The 19720-nt window shown below is 61.4% G+C and carries 13 protein-coding genes; 11 read left to right on the top strand and 2 right to left on the bottom strand.

Annotated features, from left to right (window positions below; translation table 11 throughout):
• Position 1: 1 nt before the first annotated feature.
• Positions 2 to 718, top strand: coding sequence for a FadR/GntR family transcriptional regulator (locus ACQZ5G_RS10075; protein ID WP_448737767.1), 717 nt, complete (start codon positions 2 to 4; stop codon positions 716 to 718).
• Here the strand turns inward: ACQZ5G_RS10075 and ACQZ5G_RS10080 are convergent.
• Complete coding sequence (locus ACQZ5G_RS10080) at positions 687 to 2114, bottom strand: aspartate ammonia-lyase (protein WP_448737766.1); 1428 nt, start codon at positions 2112 to 2114, stop codon at positions 687 to 689. The two genes, ACQZ5G_RS10075 and ACQZ5G_RS10080, sit on opposite strands and share 32 nt — an antisense overlap.
• 273 nt (positions 2115 to 2387) lie before the next feature.
• Here ACQZ5G_RS10080 and ACQZ5G_RS10085 point away from each other — a divergent pair, with 273 nt between their 5' ends.
• The 9 genes from ACQZ5G_RS10085 (at position 2388) to ACQZ5G_RS10125 (ending at position 13466) form a co-directional block, all read left to right on the top strand.
• The gene (locus ACQZ5G_RS10085) at positions 2388 to 3839 is read left to right on the top strand and encodes an amino acid permease (RefSeq protein WP_003519567.1); all 1452 of its coding nucleotides are present in this window, start codon (positions 2388 to 2390) and stop codon (positions 3837 to 3839) included.
• Positions 3836 to 4789, top strand: coding sequence for an asparaginase (locus tag ACQZ5G_RS10090; protein WP_448737765.1), 954 nt, complete (start codon positions 3836 to 3838; stop codon positions 4787 to 4789). Before ACQZ5G_RS10085 ends, ACQZ5G_RS10090 begins: the two co-directional genes overlap by 4 nt.
• Before the next feature lie 375 nt (positions 4790 to 5164).
• Positions 5165 to 5254, top strand: coding sequence for a K(+)-transporting ATPase subunit F (gene kdpF / locus ACQZ5G_RS10095; protein WP_003506089.1), 90 nt, complete (start codon positions 5165 to 5167; stop codon positions 5252 to 5254).
• A 134-nt stretch (positions 5255 to 5388) separates the two neighbouring features.
• Positions 5389 to 7092, top strand: a complete 1704-nt coding sequence (kdpA, locus tag ACQZ5G_RS10100; protein WP_448737764.1) for a potassium-transporting ATPase subunit KdpA — start codon at positions 5389 to 5391, stop codon at positions 7090 to 7092.
• 9 nt (positions 7093 to 7101) lie between these two features.
• Positions 7102 to 7263, top strand: coding sequence for a hypothetical protein (locus ACQZ5G_RS10105; RefSeq protein WP_400156807.1), 162 nt, complete (start codon positions 7102 to 7104; stop codon positions 7261 to 7263).
• Between the two features lie 44 nt (positions 7264 to 7307).
• The gene (gene kdpB, locus ACQZ5G_RS10110; RefSeq protein ID WP_448737763.1) at positions 7308 to 9392 is read left to right on the top strand and encodes a potassium-transporting ATPase subunit KdpB; all 2085 of its coding nucleotides are present in this window, start codon (positions 7308 to 7310) and stop codon (positions 9390 to 9392) included.
• A gap of 12 nt (positions 9393 to 9404) precedes the next feature.
• A complete protein-coding gene (kdpC, locus tag ACQZ5G_RS10115; RefSeq protein ID WP_003519563.1) occupies positions 9405 to 9971 on the top strand; it encodes a potassium-transporting ATPase subunit KdpC in 567 nt (188 codons plus the stop codon).
• 54 nt (positions 9972 to 10025) lie between these two features.
• The gene (locus tag ACQZ5G_RS10120; protein WP_003519562.1) at positions 10026 to 12728 is read left to right on the top strand and encodes a sensor histidine kinase; all 2703 of its coding nucleotides are present in this window, start codon (positions 10026 to 10028) and stop codon (positions 12726 to 12728) included.
• A gap of 48 nt (positions 12729 to 12776) precedes the next feature.
• Positions 12777 to 13466 carry a response regulator transcription factor gene (locus ACQZ5G_RS10125; protein WP_003519561.1) on the top strand — a complete coding sequence of 230 codons (690 nt, stop codon included), beginning with the start codon at positions 12777 to 12779 and terminating at the stop codon, positions 13464 to 13466.
• A 30-nt stretch (positions 13467 to 13496) separates the two neighbouring features.
• Here the strand turns inward: ACQZ5G_RS10125 and ACQZ5G_RS10130 are convergent, their stop codons facing one another.
• Positions 13497 to 14549 carry a threonine aldolase family protein gene (locus ACQZ5G_RS10130; protein ID WP_448737762.1) on the bottom strand — a complete coding sequence of 351 codons (1053 nt, stop codon included), beginning with the start codon at positions 14547 to 14549 and terminating at the stop codon, positions 13497 to 13499.
• Positions 14550 to 14920: 371 nt separating this feature from the next.
• Between ACQZ5G_RS10130 and gltB the strand changes: the two genes are divergently transcribed.
• Positions 14921 to 19666, top strand: coding sequence for a glutamate synthase large subunit (gene gltB, locus ACQZ5G_RS10135; protein ID WP_448737761.1), 4746 nt, complete (start codon positions 14921 to 14923; stop codon positions 19664 to 19666).
• The last annotated feature ends 54 nt before the right edge of the window (positions 19667 to 19720 follow it).

A 19720-nucleotide genomic window follows, 5' to 3' on the forward strand; every position in this document is an offset into this window, starting at 1 on the left:
GATGGGCGGGTTGTCGGATTGGCTAGCGGATGCGCAGCCGATCAATCGCAAGAATGCCGCAGAAGCGGTGTTCGATGATATCCGTTCCGCCATCACCTCGGGGCAGCTTGCGGTCGGCACCCGGTTGCCTTCCGAAGCCCATCTGGCCGCCCGATATGGCGTTAGCCGGCCGATCATTCGCGAGGCTTTGCGGTCGCTCCAGACCCTGGGCCTGACGCAGACCCGCACGGGAAGCGGCACCTATGTGATGACGCCGACCCCGCCTTCCGAATTGAACTACGGCGCCTATTCCGCCCGCGATCTGATCGAGGCCCGCCCCTTCATCGAAGTTCCTGCGGCCGGATGGGCGGCGTTGAGGCGCACGAATGCTCAGCTGGAAGTCCTGCTTGACCTCTGTGATCGGATGGAAGCCGAAGAAAGGCCGCATCCCTGGGTGCTGCTGGATGGGCAATTCCATTGCGCCATTGCGGAAGCTTCGGCCAACAGGCTGTTCGCCAAGGTGGTGGCCGATGCCCGCGAGGCCCTTTCCCAACAGTCAGAGATGGTCAACCTGATGGCCGGCCGACGCGTCGCCTCGAATTTCGAGCACCGCCGGATCGTCGAGGCGATCCGGCGGGGTTCAGCGCCCGAGGCGCGGGAGGCGATGGAGCTTCACCTTGGGCAGGTGAAGCAGGTGGTGACGACGATTATTGGCGAAGATCGGTTTCGCCAGCCGTGACGGCGGGCAGGTTGGCAAGGTGCCGCGGGCTCAGCGCCTGCTGCAGTTGCGCATCGGTGAGATAACCGCGTTCCAGAACCACCTGCGGCACCGTGCGGCCGCTGGCAAGCGCTTCCTTGGCCACTTCGGTTGCCGCATAATAACCGATCAGCGGGTTGAGCGCGGTGGCGAGACCGATGGATTCTTCCACGCGCTGTGCCATGATCGTCGGATTGGCGACGATACCCTCGACGCAGCGTTCCGCCAGCGTGCGGCAGGCCGCGCTGAGCTGACTGATGCTCTGTGAAAGTGCGCGCACGATGATCGGCTCGAAGGCGTTCAACTGCAATTGCCCGGCTTCGGCGGCCATGGTGATGGTGATGTCATTGCCGATCACCGCATAGGCCACCTGATTGACCACTTCGGGAATGACCGGATTGATCTTGCCCGGCATGATGCTGGAACCCGCCTGAACGGAGGGCAGGGTGATCTCGCCGATGCCGGCGCGCGGGCCGGAAGAGAGCAGGCGAAGATCGTTGCAGGTTTTCGACAGCTTCACGGCAACGCGTTTCAGCACGCCGGAGAGATGCACGAAGGCGCCGGGGTCCTGTGTGGCTTCGATGAGGTCTGCCGCCGTCACCAGCGGTCGTCCGGTCAGTTCCGCCAGATGCTGGCAGGCAAGCTCGGCATAACCGCGCGGTGCATTCAGCCCGGTACCGATGGCGGTGGCGCCGAGATTGATCTCGTGCAGAAGTGCTGCGGATTCGATGAGGCGCGCCTGATCTTCTCCCAGCATCACCACGAAGGTGCGGAATTCCTGGCCGAGCGTCATCGGCACGGCGTCCTGCAATTGCGTGCGGCCGATCTTGATGAAGCCCGCGAATTCCTGCGCCTTGCGGTCGAAGGCATCCTTCAGCACACCCATGGAAGCGGCCAGATCGTCGATGGCCTCGATCAGCCCGACATTGATCGCGGTCGGATAGGCGTCGTTGGTCGACTGGCTGAGATTGACATGGTCATTGGGGTGAAGGCGGGCATAATCGCCTTTTTCGTGTCCGAGCAGTTCGAGCGCACGGTTGGCGATGACCTCATTGGCATTCATGTTGGTGGAGGTGCCGGCTCCGCCCTGGATTTCATCCACCACGAACTGCTCATGCAGCGCGCCGGCGCGGATTTCGCGGCAGGCCTCGGCGATGGCTTCCATGCGTTCTGTGTCCAGAAGGCCGAGCTCGTGATTTGCGCGTGCCGCCGCCTCCTTCACATAGGCCAGTCCCCTGACGAGATAGGGGTTGTGGCCGATGGTCACACCGGTGATCTTGAAGTTTTCCACGGCGCGCGCCGTGTGCACGCCCCAATAGACATCCGCTGGAATTTCCTTGGTCCCGAGCAAATCATGCTCCTTGCGCGTCACGCTCACTTTTTCCTCCACTGGCTTTTAAGTGTTGCTATATCTGTAAAGCTGTCTTACAGATTTTTTGACCTTAATTGGGGTGGAGGAGAAGGTCAATCATATCGAATACGCTTGACGAACGGCATTATGTGCCATTATGAGGGGCGAAAATCTGTCATGCAGCCTTACAGCGCGCATGAGCATGCATGCTGGCCATATTCCAGCGCGGACTGTGCCAGTTTCATTTTCATTTCCGGCTTATCGCCGACTGCAAGCACTTTATCGGGAGGATAAATATCCATGCATTCTGGAAAAACGGCGTCTGCCGACCGTGAGGTCTTCGTCGAAGAAGACCTCGGTTACCACAAGGCCCTCAAGCCGCGTCAGATCCAGATGATCGCCATTGGCGGCGCCATCGGCACCGGGCTTTTCCTCGGTGCGGGCGGGCGTCTGGCGCAGGCAGGCCCGGCGCTGGTGTTCGTTTATGCGCTGTGCGGTTTCTTCGCGTTTCTGGTGCTGCGCGCGCTCGGCGAACTGATCATGCATCGCCCGAGCTCCGGTTCCTTCGTGTCCTATGCTCGCGAATTCTACGGCGAGAAGATGGCCTTTGCGGCCGGCTGGATGTACTGGCTGAACTGGGCCATGACTTCGGTGGCGGATGTGACCGCCGTCGCTCTCTACATGAATTTCTTCAAGCAATATGTTCCGTGGCTTGCGGGTATCGACCAGTGGGTCTTCGCGATGACGGCGCTTCTGGTCGTGCTGGCGATGAACATGCTGTCGGTGAAGGTCTTCGGCGAGCTTGAATTCTGGTTCAGCCTCATCAAGGTGCTGGCGCTTGCGATCTTCCTCGTGGTCGGCATTTATTTCGTCATCTTCGGCACCCCTATCGAAGGCCACGTCACCGGTTTCAGCATCATCACCGATAATGGCGGTTTCTTCCCGAACGGTATTTTGCCAGCCTTCGTGATCATACAGGGTGTCGTCTTTGCTTATGCCTCCATCGAACTGATCGGCACGGCGGCAGGCGAGACGGAAGACCCGCGCAAGGTCATGCCCCGCGCCATCCGCGCCGTGGTTCTCCGTCTCGTGGTCTTTTATGTCGGTTCGGTGCTGCTGTTCGCGCTGCTTCTGCCCTATACCGCCTATAAGGCCGGCGAGAGCCCCTTCGTCACCTTCTTCGGTTCCATCGGCGTGCAGGGTGCTGACGTGATCATGAACCTCGTGGTTCTGACCGCCGTGCTGTCCTCGCTCAATGCCGGGCTTTATTCCACCGGCCGCATCCTGCATTCCATGGCGGTTTCCGGCTCGGCGCCGGCCGCACTTGCGAAGATGAACAAGAACGGCGTGCCCTATGGCGGCATCGCGGTGACCGCCGTCGTCACTGTTCTCGGTGTGGCGCTGAACGCCGTCGTTCCCGCTTCGGCCTTCGAGATTGCGCTCAACCTCTCGGCGCTCGGCATTATCTGCGCATGGGCCGTCATCGTGCTCTGCCAGTTGAAGCTCTGGCAGCTTTCTGAGCGCGGTGAACTCGTGCGTCCGGATTTCCGCATGTTCGGCGCGCCATACACCGGCATTCTCACGCTCATCTTCCTGTTCGGCGTGCTGGTGCTGATGGCCTTCGATTATCCCGTCGGCTCCTGGACCATCGCCTCGCTGCTGATCATCATCCCGGCGCTCGTCATCGGCTGGTATCTCTTGCGTGACCGCATCTACCGCCTTGCGGACGAGCGTGCGGGAGCATCGCAGTGAGCGGGCAGGACGCAACGCCTCTGGTGGCGGTCATCGCCACCGGCGGCACCATCGCCAGCCGGCGTGGCGCCGATGGCGTGAGCACGCCCAGCCTTTCGGGTGAGGACCTGCTGGCGCTGGTTCCGCAGATCAACGCCCGGCTGAAGCCGGTCGACTTGATGGCGAAGGATTCCTCCAGCCTGACACTGGCAGACATGCAGCGCATCAGCGATGCGGTGGGCGCGGAGCTCGATGATCCCGCCGTTGCCGGCATCGTGGTTCTGCATGGCACCGACGCCATGGAAGAATCGTCGCTGCTCGTGCATTTGCAGCGGGCCATCACAAAACCGGTGGTCTTCACCGGCGCACAGTTTACGGCAGACCATAAGGACGCGGACGGACCGGCCAATCTGGCCCGGGCCATAGAAACAGCGCTCGATCAGGCGAATGCCGCAAAAGGCGTGCTCCTCTCCTTCGGCGGCCGCTGTCTGCCGGCCTGGGGGCTTTATAAGCTGAGCGCGGACGAGGCGGACGCCTTCCGCTCCGCCCGGCCGCTGGTTGCTGCCGCAACGCTGCGGCTTTCCGCCCCGGTAACCGATCAGCGCGTCGATATCGTCGCCATTCATCCCGGCTGTGACGCGACCCATATCGATGCAAGCCTGCAGGCGGGCGCGAAAGGAATCGTTCTTGCCGCACTCGGTTCCGGCAACGCCAATCCGCGTATCGCCGAAGCCGTGAAGCGCTGCGCCGAACGCGGCGTTCCCGTCATCGTTTCCAGCCGTGTGCCGGAAGGGCGGCTGGTGGCGACCTATGGCGGCGGCGGCGGCGGGCATGACCTTGTCGCGGCGGGCGCCGTGCATTCATCCACGCTTCGCCCGGGCCAGGCCCGCATTTTGCTGGCAGCGCTGCTGGCCGGCAAAAGTTTGGCGGAAACCATCGTTTCCGCTTTCGGTGACAGCCCGCTCTCTTAGAGCACTTCCAGGAAAAGTGGACCCCGGTTTTCCGTCCGGAAATGCGTCAAAACTCTAAGTAGCGGCAGCGATGCCCGCGACCGGCGGGCATCGAAATTCCTATAGGATTCCTATTTTATTGTCTCTGGGGCCGTCTCGAACCTTTATGCGGTTCGGGTGCATTCTTCTGTGCGGGAAGGGATGGTGTTCCCTTCTCAGCCAGAAAGAGTGAAAAGCGACGTCCCACATGACGGCGCTTTTCTTCCTGTCCGGCTCCTCGAATAAAAAGGAGTCCCATCGATGATGGATGTTGTTCTGATCGGCGCAGTCACGGTGTTTTTCGCCCTCTGCTTTGCCTATACGCGCGCCTGCGACCGGCTTTAGACGGAGGCTGCGATGACATTCGACTATATCTTGAGCGGTGCCGTCACGGTCTTTATCGCCGCCTATCTCACCTATGCTCTCATTCGCCCCGAACGTTTCTGATCGGGAAGCGGCGGTTCGAGCGGCGGAGAGAAAATGGAATCGTATCCGCCGCTCTCTCTTTCTGTCCGAGCATCGGATTTTCCGAAAACCGCATGACACTTTTCGGTCCGATGCTTTATTGAAAGTTCAATACCATGACCCTCAATGGATGGTTTCAGATTCTGCTGTTTTGCGGGATCATTTTTGCGCTGGTGAAGCCGCTCGGCTTCTATATGGCGCGTGTCTTTAATGGCGAGCGCACCCTGCTGTCGCCGGTTCTCGCACCGGTCGAGCGCGGCCTTTATGCCCTTGCCGGGACAAGCGAGCGTGAGGAGCAGCACTGGACGACCTATGCTTTCTCCATGCTTCTCTTCAACCTGCTCGGTTTTGCCCTGCTTTATGCCCTGATGCGCTTTCAGGCGGTGCTGCCCTATAATCCGCAGGGAATGGCGGCCGTGGGACCGGAATTATCCTTCAATACGGCGGTCAGCTTCGTCACCAACACCAACTGGCAGAATTATGGCGGCGAAAGCACCCTGTCCTATCTGACCCAGATGGCGGGTCTCACCGTGCAGAACTTCGTCTCCGCCGCAACAGGCATGGCCATCGCCATCGGCCTGATCCGCGCGTTTTCCCGCGCTTCCGGCAAGGCGATCGGCAATTTCTGGGTGGATATGGTTCGCTCGACCCTCTACGTGCTTTTACCCCTCTGCATCGTGCTGACCCTCGTTTACGTCTGGCTCGGCGTGCCGCAGACGCTCGGCGCCTATGTGAATGCGCAGACGCTGGAAGGCGCGCAGCAGACGATTGCCGTCGGCCCCGCCGCGTCACAGCTGGCGATCAAGATGCTGGGCACCAATGGCGGCGGTTTCTTCAACGCCAATTCGGCGCATCCCTTCGAGAACCCGGATGCCATTTCCAACATGATCCAGATGGTGTCGATCTTCGCCATCGGGGCAGCCTTTACCAATGTCTTCGGCCGCATGGTCGGTAACCAGCGCCAGGGCTGGGCGATCCTCGCCGCCATGGGCGTGCTGTTCATCGCCGGCGTCGCCGTCACCTATTGGGCGGAAGCGGCCGGAAACCCGCTGATGCACGGCTTCGGTCTTGCCGGCGGCAATATGGAGGGCAAGGAGGTCCGTTTCGGCGTGGCGCTCTCGTCGCTCTTTGCGGTCATCACCACCGCCGCCTCCTGCGGCGCGGTCAACGCGATGCATGGCAGCTTCACGGCGCTGGGTGGTCTTATCCCGCTTATCAACATGCAGCTGGGCGAGGTGATCGTCGGCGGTGTCGGTGCGGGTTTTTACGGCATTCTGCTCTTCATCGTCATCGCCATCTTCGTGGCGGGTCTGATGGTCGGGCGCACGCCGGAATATCTCGGAAAGAAGATCGAGGCCAAGGAAATGAAGATGGCGGTTCTGGCCATTCTCTGCCTGCCGCTCGCCATGCTGGTCTTCACGGCAACGGCCACTGTTCTGCCCTCTGCCGTCGCGTCAATCGGCACGGCGGGGCCGCACGGCTTCTCCGAAATTCTCTATGCCTATACCTCGGCGGCCGCCAATAACGGCTCGGCCTTCGGCGGCCTCACAGGCAACACCACCTGGTACAACATCACGCTTGGCTTTGGCATGCTGATGGGACGTTTTCTGGTCATCATTCCGGCACTCGCCATTGCCGGTTCGCTGGTCACCAAGAAGACCGTTCCGGCCTCGGCTGGCACCTTCCCGACGGATGGCCCGCTCTTCGTCGGCCTGCTTGTCGGCACGATCCTGATCGTCGGTGGCCTTACCTTCCTGCCTGCACTGGCGCTCGGCCCCGTTGCCGAACATCTGGTGATGGCGGCAGGCCAGCTCTTCTGAGGTGATGCCATGAACGACAAGTCCCGAAGTAACCGCATCGTCTCCGCCCGCAAAGGTGCTCCCGTCAAAGGGAGCGCCACGCCTGGCGGCTGGTGCGCTTCCAATCTCATTCTCGCGATGATGGCGGCTCTCGTCGCCGCCGTTATCGCTCTCGAAGTTATCACGGGCTGATCGACCTTTATCGGTCGCCCTGTTTCAAACGCTGGAGCCTCTTCATGAGCCAGTCCAAACAAGCGAGCATCCTCGATTCTCGCATTCTCGTGCCGGCCATTGCCGCCGCATTCAAAAAGCTCAACCCGCGCACGCTTGCCCGCAACCCGGTCATGTTCGTGGTCGCGACGGTGTCACTGCTGACAACAGTGCTGTTCATCCGCGATCTCGTCACCGGCAGCGGCAATCTCGGCTTTTCCTTCCAGATCAATCTCTGGCTCTGGTTTACCGTATTGTTCGCCAATTTCGCGGAAGCCGTCGCAGAAGGGCGCGGCAAGGCGCAGGCGGATTCGCTGCGCCGGACCCGCACCGAAACCCAGGCGAAACTGCTCACCGGCGATGATCGCAGCCAGTATAAGATGGTGGCGGGCACCAGCCTGAAAGTGAACGATGTCGTTCTCGTCGAGGCGGGCGATATCATCCCCTCCGACGGTGAGGTCATCGAAGGTGTCGCCTCCGTCAACGAGGCGGCAATCACCGGTGAATCCGCTCCCGTCATCCGTGAATCCGGCGGTGATCGCTCGGCCGTGACAGGCGGCACGCAGGTGCTGTCGGACTGGATCAGGGTTCGCATCACCGCCGCTGCCGGTTCCACCTTCCTCGACCGGATGATTTCGCTGGTCGAAGGCGCTGAACGCCAGAAGACGCCGAATGAGATCGCGCTCAACATTCTGCTCGCGGGCATGACGCTGATCTTCGTGCTGGCCACCGCGACCATTCCGAGCTTTGCATCCTATGCCGGCGGTTCGATCCCGATCATCGTGCTGGTGGCTCTCTTCGTAACGCTCATCCCCACCACCATCGGCGCGCTTCTGTCCGCCATCGGCATTGCCGGCATGGACAGGCTGGTGCGTTTCAACGTGCTCGCCATGTCCGGCCGTGCCGTCGAGGCCGCCGGCGATGTCGATACGCTGCTGCTCGACAAGACCGGCACCATCACCCTCGGCAACCGGCAGGCAACCGAATTCCGCCCCGTTGCCGGCGTTTCCGAGCAGGAACTGGCCGATGCGGCGCAGCTTGCCTCCCTTGCCGACGAAACGCCGGAAGGCCGTTCTATCGTGGTTCTCGCCAAGGAAAAATACGGCATCCGCGCCCGCGACATGCAGAAGCTGCATGCGAATTTCGTACCCTTCTCCGCCCAGACCCGCATGAGCGGTGTCGATTTCGAAGGTTCGTCCATTCGCAAGGGCGCAGTCGATGCCGTTCTTGCTTATGTTGATGGCGGCGCTCCGCAACAGGGCAATGTGGCGCTTGCCGTCAAAACCGAAACGGACGCCGCACGCGGCATCCGGACAATTGCGGAAGAGATTGCCAAGACCGGCGGCACGCCGCTCGCCGTCGTGCGGGATGGAAAGCTGCTCGGCGTCGTGCAGCTGAAGGACATCGTCAAGGGCGGCATTCGCGAGCGTTTCGCAGAGCTTCGCCGTATGGGCATCCGCACGGTTATGATCACGGGCGACAACCCCATGACGGCCGCCGCCATCGCAGCGGAAGCCGGCGTCGATGATTTCCTTGCCCAGGCGACACCGGAAAACAAGCTGGAGCTTATCCGCGAGGAGCAGGCCAAGGGCAAGCTCGTCGCCATGTGCGGCGATGGCACCAACGACGCGCCGGCGCTGGCGCAGGCCGATGTCGGCGTTGCCATGAACACGGGTACAGTGGCGGCACGCGAGGCGGGCAATATGGTCGATCTCGACAGCGATCCGACCAAGCTCATCGAGATCGTCGAAATCGGCAAGCAATTGCTGATGACGCGCGGCGCGCTGACGACGTTCTCCATCGCCAACGATATCGCCAAATATTTCGCCATCATCCCGGCAATGTTCCTGGCGCTCTATCCGCAGCTCGGCGTTCTGAATGTGATGGGGCTTTCGACACCGCAGAGCGCCATCCTGTCGGCGATCATCTTCAACGCGCTCATCATCATCGCGCTCATCCCGCTCTCGCTGAAGGGCGTCAAATATCGGCCGATCGGCGCGGGCGCGCTGCTGTCGCGCAATCTGGTCATCTATGGCCTCGGCGGCATCATCGTTCCCTTCATCGGCATCAAGGCCATCGACCTCGCCATCACGGCGCTCGGTCTTGCCTGAGGAGTAAAGACAATGTTCAAACAGCTTCGTCCCGCACTGGTGCTCATCCTCGCCACCACCGCCATCACCGGCCTTGCCTATCCTCTGGGCATGACGGGTCTCGCTCAGGCGATCTTCCCCTTTCAGGCCAATGGCAGCCTCATAGAAAAGAGTGGTGCGGTTGTGGGTTCGCAATTGATCGGGCAGGCCTTTGCCAGTGAGAAATATTTCCATGGCAGGCCATCGGCTGCCGGCGATGGTTACAATGCCGCTTCATCGTCCGGCTCCAATCTCGGTCCGACGAGCGCCAAGCTCATCGACCGGGTGAAACAGGATTACGAGACTGCAAAAGCCGAAAATCCGACGGCCGAGGTTCCGGCCGATCTGGTGACGGCCTCGGGCAGCGGCCTCGATCCGCATGTTTCGCCGGAGGCCGCTTATTTTCAGGTGCCGCGCATCGCCAAAGCAAGGGGCATGGATGAGGCATCCCTGCGTGCCATCGTCGAGAGCCATGTCGAAGGACCGGAACTCGGATTCATGGGAGAGCCGGTCGTGAATGTGCTGGCGCTCAACATGGCTCTTGACGCAGCCGGCTCATGAACTGAAATGGCTATGGCTTGTTCGCAAGCCATAGCCTCGACACTGGTGGGTTAAATGCCTGACGACAATCGCGATATGCCGAGCCGACCGTCGCCCGATGCGCTGCTGGAAAACGCCCGGCGCGAGGCGCGGGGCCGGCTGAAGATATTTTTGGGGGCGGCACCCGGCGTCGGCAAGACCTATGAAATGCTGATGTCCGGCCGTGCGAAGCTGGCGGATGGGGTGGATGCCGTCATCGGCGTCGTGGAAACCCATGGCCGCCGGGAAACCGAAACGCTGGTGCAGGGTTTCGAGATCGTTGCGCGCCGGCGTATCGATTATCGCGGTCAGGTGCTGGAAGAGATGGATATCGATGCCATTCTCGCCCGTCGTCCCGCCCTGGTTCTGGTCGATGAACTGGCCCACACCAATGCCGCCGGCAGCCGTCACCCCAAGCGCTACATGGACGTTCAGGAAATTCTCGCGCAGGGCATCGACGTCTATACGACGCTGAACATCCAGCATGTCGAAAGCCTGAACGACGTCGTTGCGCAGATCACCCGCATCCGCGTTCGCGAAACAGTGCCGGACAGCATCATCGACCGGGCCGACGATGTCGAAATCATCGATATTACGCCAGACGATCTGATCAAGCGTCTGCAGGATGGCAAGGTTTACCTGCCCCGCACCGCCCGGCGCGCCATCGAGAATTATTTCTCTCGCGGCAACCTGACGGCGCTGCGCGAACTCGCGCTTCGCCGCACCGCGCAACGGGTGGATGAGCAATTGCTCAACCACATGCAGTCCCATGCCATTTCCGGCCCATGGGCGGCAGGAGACAGGGTTCTGGTCTGTCTCGATCATGGCGGCAACGGTCCGGGGCTGGTGCGTTATGCCCGCCGGCAGGCGGATCGGCTGCGCGCGCCCTGGACGGCGCTGCATCTCGATACGCCGCGTTCGCAACAATTGTCGGAGGTGGAGAAGGACCGGCTGGCCGGCACCATGAGGCTCGCCCAGCAGCTTGGCGGCGAGACGGTGACCCTGCCGGCGCTCGACCTGACTCGGGAGATCATCTCCTACGCCAACGCCAATAATTTCACCCACATCATCATCGGCCGCCCGCGAAAATCCTGGTGGCAGCGGATTTTTCAGCGCTCGCTGACACATGATCTGATCGACCACGCCGGCGATATCAGCGTTCACGTCATTTCCGGCGATAAAAAAGAAGAGAAGCCGGGCCAGGCCGCAAAGCCGGCCTCGGCGCAATCGTATCGTTCCATACGGCCCTATCTTAACAGCACCCTGTTCGTCGGCCTGGCGATCGTGGCCGGCATCGTGCTCGACCAGACGCTCGATGTCAGAAATCTGGCGCTGGTGTTCCTGATGGCGGTTCTGGCAGCCGCCGTGCGCGGCGGGCTGGGGCCAGCGCTTTATGCTTCCCTGCTCGGCGCTTTTGCATTCAATTTTTTCTTCCTTGAGCCGCGTTACACCCTGACCGTTCGCGATCCGGAAAGTGTCGTGGCGCTGCTGTTTTATCTCGGCGTGGCGCTTGTCGCCTCCAATCTCACGGCGGCCGTACAACGGCAGGCCGCCGCCGCACGGGCAAGGGCGCGAACGACGGAAGATTTATATCTGTTCTCCAAGAAGCTTTCGGTAACGGGAACGCTGGACGATGTGTTGTGGGCGGCCGCTTTCCAGATGGCCTCGATGCTGAAGGTGCGGATCGTTCTTCTCTTACCGGAAAACAACACGATCACGGTCAAGGCGGGGTATCCGCCGGACGATACGCTGGTGGATGCCGATATTGCCGCCGCGCAATGGGCCTGGGAACATAACAAGGCAGCAGGCAGGGGCGCGGATACGCTTCCCGGCGCCAAACGTCTTTACCTGCCCCTGCGCACCGGCAGCGGCGCCGTCGGCGTGGTGGGGCTGGACGATGACCGGCTCGGCCCGCTTCTGACACCGGAACAGCAGCGGCTGTTCGATGCCCTGGCCGATCAGGCGGCACTTGCCATCGAGCGAATCCAGCTCGTCTCGGATGTCGACCGGGCAAGGCTTGCGGCGGAAACCGACCGGCTGCGCACCGCGCTCCTGACATCCATCTCCCACGACCTTAAAACGCCGCTTGCGGCCATTCTGGGTTCGGCCGGAACGCTGAAGGATTTCGCCGAGGACATCCCGCCGGATGCGCGCGCCGAACTGCTGTCGACGATCATCGAGGAATCCGAGCGGCTGAACCGGTTCATCTCCAATCTTCTCGATATGACGCGGATCGGCTCGGGTGCTATGGAGCCGAATTATGGGCTGCATTTCGTGGGCGACATGGTCGGAACCGCGCTTTCGCGGGCCGCGAAAATCGTCGTCAGGCATGAGATCGTTCTGGATATTCCCTCCGACCTGCCGATGCTGAAGGTCGATCCCGTGCTTTTCGAACAGGTTCTGTTCAATCTCATCGACAATGCCGCCAAATACGCTCCCGAACATACCGCCATCGAGATTCGCGGTTGGCGACAGGGCAAGAATATCTTTCTCTCGGTGGCGGATGCGGGGCCGGGTATTCCGCCCGACGATACGGAGCGGGTCTTTGACAGCTTCTACCGGGTGCGCAAGGCGGATCATGTGCAGGCCGGAACGGGCCTGGGGCTATCGATCTGCAAGGGGTTCATCGAGGCCATGGGCGGTTCGATCCGTGCGGAAAACAGGACGGGCCGTACCGGTGCGCAGTTTACCGTCAGTCTGCCGGTTCCCGCCGATGCGCCGGTGATAGACCATGATTAAGGCGCGATTGCCGGCGACAAGCAGCTATGCCGCTGAAGGAGATCGGGAATGACCAATTCCGCCGTTCGTATTCTGATCGTCGACGACGAACCACCGATCCGCAAGCTTTTGCGCGTAGGGCTGTCGACCCAAGAATATGCGGTGAGCGAGGCGATGAATGCGAAGGTCGCCATGGAGCTGGTCAGTCAGGACAAGCCCGATCTCGTCGTTCTCGATCTCGGCCTGCCGGATATGTCGGGGCATGATCTTCTGGCGAAATGGCGCGGCGAAGGGCTGGCGCTGCCGGTCATCATCCTCTCCAGCCGCACGGATGAGGCGGGTATCGTCAGGGCGCTGGAACTGGGGGCGGATGACTATATCACCAAGCCTTTCGGCATGAACGAACTTGTCGCCCGTATCCGCGTCGCCCTGCGCCATCGTCTGCAAAGCCAGGGAGAGAGGCCGGTGTTCCAGACCGGAGATCTTTCCGTCGATCTGGTCAGGCGCATCGTCAAGGTGGAGGATCGGGAGGTGAAGCTCTCGCCCAAGGAATATGACATTCTGCGGGTTCTGGTGCAGCATGCCGGCAAGGTGCTGACGCACCGTTTTCTGCTGGAGCATGTATGGGACGAACTGACCGACGTGCAATATTTGCGGGTCTATGTGCGCCAGCTTCGCCAGAAGATCGAAAAGATCCCGGATCAGCCGCGTTATATCCTGACGGAAACCGGCGTGGGTTACCGGCTGCAGGAGGTATGAGGGCGCCGCAAGGCGACGCCCTCCGATAGTTTAAACGGCGGCGCAGATCGACAGGAATTCGTCCACATCGGCCTCGGTCGTCGCGAAGCTGGTGACCATGCGGATCAGCACCTCATCCTTGCCGACCTTTTCCGGCATGTCGCGCGGCTCGAGCCAGTCGTAGAACTTCGCACCCTTTGCCGTGGCGGCTTCTGCGGCGGCCTTTGGCAGAATGGCGAAAACTTCATTGGCCTCGGTCGGCCAGGCAAGGCGGGCGCTGTTCAGCGAAGCGAAACCGGCGCGCAGCCGGTTGGCCATGGCATTGGCGTGGCTGGCGAGACCGAGCCACAGATCGTCCTGCAGGTAGGCCTCGAATTGCGCGGCGATGAAGCGCGACTTGGAAAAAAGCTGGGCGGTGCGCTTGCGCAGGAAGGAAAAATCCCGGGCGAGCGAGGGATCGAAGAAGACGATGGCTTCCGCACACCAGCAGCCATTTTTCGTGCCGCCGAAAGACAGGACGTCGACGCCGCGTTTCCAGGTCATTTCGGCGGGCGTTGTACCGAGGGCGGCCAGCGCATTGGCGAAACGCGCGCCGTCCATATGCAGCGGCAGGCCGTTATCCTTGGCGATTTTGGCGATGGCGTCGATTTCATCGAGCGTGTAGACCGTGCCGGCCTCGGTCGCCTGCGTCATGGTGATGGCTGCGGCGCGGCCGTGATGCACGGCATCCTGCGGATAACGCGCAATGCGCTCGATCAGGTTCTCCGGCAACATCTTGCCGTTCGGCCCCTCGACGGCGACCATGCGCATGCCGGAAAAGAAATCCGGCGCGCCGCATTCGTCCTCGATCACATGCGCTTCGGAGTGACAGAAGGTCAGGCCGCCGGCGCGGGCGATGCTGGCCAGCGAAAGCGAATTGGCCGCCGTGCCGGTGGCGACGAAAAACACCGCGACCTCGCGCTCGAAAATCTCGTTGAAGCGCTTTTCGATGGAGAGATCGAGTTCGCTGGTGCCGTAGGCGGCGGCAAAGCGCGTGGATTCCCGCGAAAGCCGTTCGTTGACGGCAGGGTGGGCGCCGGCCCAATTGTCTGAAGCAAAAAACATCTCTGAAGGCTTTCCGATGGCTGGGGTTCTGGTTTGGGAATGCGTGGCGCGATGAACGGCAAAGTTCTATGACCTAAGATTGCGATTGGCAAATCCGGCAATGAAAGCAATGGCTCTGCGGGTCTTGCGATAAGAAAGTTTCGCGCAATAGGTCAGTATCGAAACTTCGCTGCAAATGGGGCTTTCACTAATTGGATTCGCGCCCTTGCTAAATTCGCCTGTTTCTGCCAAAATCCTCATGAATTGAGACAGCTTTGCTGTCCTAAATTTGATCGAGCCGGATTGAATGCGGATTTTGCGGGAAGCGAAAATTCGTGTCGAGCCGGATCTTCGCATGAAACCATGCAAGTAATTTTGCAGGAGGGACAAAAATGACGAACAAGCCGCAGGTGGAAATCGCCGCCGCCACCCTGACCACAGACTGTCCCACCGCGGCTGCGGCCGCACCCGTTTCTGCGAAAGCGCGTTTCGCGGGCGGTTTGCCGGAAAGGCAGGGTCTTTACGATCCCGCCAATGAACATGATGCCTGCGGCGTCGGCTTCGTTGCCCATATGAAGGGCACCAAGTCGCACCAGATCGTCAAGGACGGCCTGTTCATCCTCGAAAACCTGACGCATCGCGGTGCCGTCGGCGCCGATCCCCTGATGGGCGATGGCGCGGGCATTCTCGTGCAGATCCCCGACCGCTTCTTCCGCGAGGAAATGGCGGCGCAGGGCGTGACCCTGCCGAAGGCCGGTGAATATGCCGTCGGCCACATCTTCATGCCGCGCGATCCTTCCCGCATCGAGCATTACAAGAAGGTCATCGTTGACGTCATCGGCGAAGAGGGGCAGCAGTTCCTCGGCTTCCGCGATGTGCCGGTCGACAATTCCTCGCTCTCCAAGGCGCCGGATATCGCAGCGACCGAACCGCACCACGTGCAGGTCTTCATCGGCGCCGGCCGCGATGCCGCGAGCAATGCCGATTTCGAGCGCAAGCTGTTCCTGATCCGCAAGGTTCTCTCCAACCGCATCTATGACGAGGGCGGCGGCAAGGAAACGCAGGATTTCTATCCCGTTTCACTCTCCTCCTCGACCATCGTCTACAAGGGCATGTTCCTCGCCTATCAGGTGGGCGCCTATTACAAGGATCTGGCCGATCCGCGCTTCGAATCCGCCGTCGCCCTCGTGCACCAGCGTTTTTCGACCAACACCTTCCCGTCCTGGAAGCTCGCGCACCCCTACCGCATGGTCGCCCATAACGGCGAAATCAACACGCTGCGCGGCAACGTCAACTGGATGGCGGCGCGTCAGGCGTCGGTTTCCTCCGTGCTGTTCGGCGACGATATCTCCAAGCTCTGGCCGATCTCCTATGAAGGTCAGTCGGATACGGCCTGCTTCGACAACGCGCTCGAATTCCTCGTGCGCGGCGGCTACTCCATGGCCCATGCCGTGATGATGCTGATCCCGGAAGCCTGGGCCGGCAACCAGTCCATGTCGGCCGAACGCAAGGCGTTCTACGAATATCACGCAGCGCTGATGGAGCCGTGGGACGGCCCGGCCGCCGTCGCCTTCACCGATGGCAAGCAGATCGGCGCGACGCTCGACCGTAACGGCCTGCGCCCCGCGCGTTATCTCGTCACCGATGACGACCGCATCATCATGGCGTCGGAAGCCGGCACGCTGCCGGTGCCGGAAGAGCGCATCGTCAAGAAGTGGCGTCTGCAGCCCGGCAAGATGTTGCTGATCGACATGGAAAAAGGCTCCATCGTTTCCGACGAGGAAGTGAAGCACGAGCTTGCCGCCAAGCACCCTTACCGCACCTGGCTTGATCGCACGCAGCTCATCCTCGAAGAGCTGAAGCCTGTCGAACCACGCGCGCTGCGCCGCGACGTGTCGCTGCTCGACCGCCAGCAGGCCTTCGGCTACACCAGCGAAGATACGAAGCTCCTGATGTCGCCGATGGCGACGACCGGCCAGGAAGCCATCGGCTCGATGGGCACCGATACGCCGATCTCGGCCATGTCGGAAAAGTCGAAGCTGCTTTACACCTATTTCAAGCAGAACTTCGCGCAGGTGACCAACCCGCCGATCGACCCGATCCGCGAAGAGCTTGTCATGAGCCTCGTGTCCTTCATCGGTCCGCGCCCGAATATTCTCGACCATGAAGGTGCGGCCCGCGCCAAGCGTCTGGAAGTGCGCCAGCCGATCCTGACCAATGGCGATCTGGAGAAGATCCGCTCCATCGGCCACACGGAAGATCGTTTCGACACCAAGACGCTCGACTTCACCTATGACGTGGAGCGCGGCGCCGAAGGCATGCCTGAAATGCTCGACCGCCTGTGCGAGCGTGCGGAATCGGCCGTTCGCGGCGGTTACAACATCATCGTTCTCTCCGACCGCCAGCTCGGCCCGGACCGTATTGCGATCCCCGCCCTTCTGGCGACCGCCGCCGTGCACCATCACTTGATCCGCAAGGGTCTGCGCACCTCCGTCGGTCTCGTCGTCGAAACCGGTGAGCCGCGCGAAATCCACCATTTCTGTCTGCTGGCCGGTTATGGTGCCGAAGCGATCAACCCCTATCTCGCCTTCGACACGCTGCTTGACATGCACAAGCACGGCGCCTTCCCGAAGGAAGTCTCCGACGATGAAGTGGTCTATCGCTACATCAAGGCTGTGGGTAAGGGCATCCTCAAGGTCATGTCCAAGATGGGCATCTCCACCTACCAGTCCTATTGCGGCGCGCAGATCTTCGACGCCATCGGCCTTTCCTCGGAATTCGTCGAGAAGTATTTCTTCGGCACCGCCACCTCCATCGAAGGTGTCGGCCTGACGGAGATCGCCGAAGAAACCGTAACGCGCCACACGGCTGCCTTCGGCAAGGACCCGATCCTTGCCAACACGCTCGATATTGGCGGCGAATACGCCTATCGCATGCGCGGCGAAAGCCATGCCTGGACGCCGGATGCCGTTGCCTCGCTGCAGCACGCCGTGCGCGGCAACAGCCAGGATCGCTACCGCGAATTCGCCGGCATGGTGAACGAGACGGCGCTGCGCATGAACACCATTCGCGGCCTGTTCAAGGTCAAGTCGGCGGAAGCGCTCGGCCGCAAGCCGGTTTCCATTGATGAGGTCGAGCCGGCAGCTGATATCGTCAAGCGGTTCTCGACTGGCGCCATGTCCTTCGGCTCGATCAGCCGCGAGGCGCATACGACGCTCGCGATCGCCATGAACCGCATCGGCGGCAAGTCCAACACGGGTGAGGGCGGCGAAGAATCCGACCGTTACATGCCGCTGTTGAACGGTAAGCCGAACCCGGAACGCTCCGCCATCAAGCAGATCGCTTCCGGACGCTTCGGTGTGACGACGGAATATCTCGTCAATGCCGATATGCTGCAGATCAAGGTGGCGCAGGGTGCCAAGCCCGGCGAGGGCGGCCAGCTGCCCGGCCATAAGGTGGATGCGACGGTTGCCAAGACGCGTCATTCGACGCCGGGCGTTGGCCTCATTTCGCCGCCGCCGCATCATGACATCTATTCTATCGAAGATCTGGCGCAGCTGATCTACGACCTGAAGAACGTCAACCCTGAAGCCGATGTTTCGGTGAAGCTGGTGTCGGAAGTCGGCGTCGGCACGGTTGCGGCCGGTGTCGCCAAGGCGCGCGCCGACCATATCACCGTTGCCGGTTTCGATGGCGGCACGGGCGCTTCGCCGCTAACCTCGCTGAAGCACGCCGGTTCCCCATGGGAAATCGGTCTTGCCGAAACCCAGCAGACGCTGGTGCTGAACGGCCTTCGCTCGCGCGTTGCCCTGCAGGTGGATGGCGGTTTGAAGACCGGCCGCGACGTCATCATCGGCGCGCTGCTCGGTGCGGATGAATTCGGCTTTGCCACCGCGCCGCTGATTGCGGCCGGCTGCATCATGATGCGCAAGTGCCATCTCAACACCTGCCCGGTGGGCGTCGCGACGCAGGACCCGGTTCTGCGCAAGCGCTTCAAGGGCACGCCGGAACATGTCATCAACTACTTCTTCTTCGTGGCCGAAGAAGTGCGCGAAATCCTCGCTTCGCTTGGCGTTACCAGGCTGGACGAGATCATCGGCGCTTCCGAACTGCTCGAGAAGGATGAGATGCTGGCGCACTGGAAGGCCAAGGGGCTGGATTTCAGCCGTATCTTCCACAAGGTCGAAGCTCCGAAGGAAGCAACCTTCTGGACCGAGCGCCAGAAGCATCCGATCGACGATATTCTCGACCGCAAGCTGATCGAGAAGTCCCTGCCGTCGCTCGAAAACCGCGAGCCCGTGGTCTTCGAAGTGCCGATCAAGAACGTCGACCGTTCCGCTGGCGCGATGCTGTCGGGTGCGCTCGCCAAGCGCTGGGGCCACAAGGGCCTGAAGGACGACACGATCCACGTCACCCTCAAGGGTACGGCGGGCCAGTCTTTCGGCGCGTTCCTCGCCCGTGGCATCACCTTCGATCTGGTGGGTGACGGCAACGACTATGTCGGCAAGGGCCTTTCGGGTGGCCGCATCATCGTGCGCCCGCCGGAAAACACCCGTATCGTCGCGGAAAACTCGATCATCGTCGGCAATACCGTTCTCTACGGCGCGATCACCGGCGAGTGCTATTTCCGTGGCGTGGCTGGCGAGCGTTTCGCGGTGCGTAACTCCGGCGCGGTCGCGGTTGTCGAAGGTGTCGGCGACCACGGTTGCGAATATATGACCGGCGGCATCGTCGTTGTTCTCGGTGAAACGGGCCGCAACTTCGCGGCCGGCATGTCCGGCGGCGTGGCTTATGTTCTCGACGAGAAGGGCGATTTCGCCACCCGCTGCAACATGGCCATGGTCGAGCTGGAGCCGGTTCCGGAAGAAGACGACATGCTGGAAAAGCTGCATCATCACGGCGGCGACCTCATGCACAAGGGACGCGTGGACGTTTCCGAGGACATGACGCGCCACGACGAGGAGCGTCTCTACCAGCTGATCTCGAACCACTTCCATTACACGAACTCGTCGCGCGCCAAGGATATACTCGATCGCTGGAGCGAGTTCCGTCCGAAATTCCGCAAGGTCATGCCGGTCGAATACCGCCGTGCGCTTGAGGAAATGGAGCGCATGCGCATGGGCGTGGCGGCGGAGTAATCCGCCGCGTGAGGATACTACACCAACTGGTCTCGCTGATGATCGCGGTCGCCG

Source organism: Agrobacterium sp. 22-214-1, assembly GCF_053522465.1.

Coding starts and splice junctions, on each gene's coding strand:
- ACQZ5G_RS10075 (WP_448737767.1), top strand. CDS start 2: ATGGGCGGGTTGTCGGATTGGCTAGCGGATGCGCAGCCGATCAATCGC.
- ACQZ5G_RS10085 (WP_003519567.1), top strand. CDS start 2,388: ATGCATTCTGGAAAAACGGCGTCTGCCGACCGTGAGGTCTTCGTCGAA.
- kdpF (WP_003506089.1), top strand. CDS start 5,165: ATGACATTCGACTATATCTTGAGCGGTGCCGTCACGGTCTTTATCGCC.
- kdpA (WP_448737764.1), top strand. CDS start 5,389: ATGACCCTCAATGGATGGTTTCAGATTCTGCTGTTTTGCGGGATCATT.
- ACQZ5G_RS10105 (WP_400156807.1), top strand. CDS start 7,102: ATGAACGACAAGTCCCGAAGTAACCGCATCGTCTCCGCCCGCAAAGGT.
- kdpB (WP_448737763.1), top strand. CDS start 7,308: ATGAGCCAGTCCAAACAAGCGAGCATCCTCGATTCTCGCATTCTCGTG.
- kdpC (WP_003519563.1), top strand. CDS start 9,405: ATGTTCAAACAGCTTCGTCCCGCACTGGTGCTCATCCTCGCCACCACC.
- ACQZ5G_RS10120 (WP_003519562.1), top strand. CDS start 10,026: ATGCCTGACGACAATCGCGATATGCCGAGCCGACCGTCGCCCGATGCG.
- ACQZ5G_RS10125 (WP_003519561.1), top strand. CDS start 12,777: ATGACCAATTCCGCCGTTCGTATTCTGATCGTCGACGACGAACCACCG.
- ACQZ5G_RS10130 (WP_448737762.1), bottom strand. CDS start 14,549: ATGTTTTTTGCTTCAGACAATTGGGCCGGCGCCCACCCTGCCGTCAAC.
- gltB (WP_448737761.1), top strand. CDS start 14,921: ATGACGAACAAGCCGCAGGTGGAAATCGCCGCCGCCACCCTGACCACA.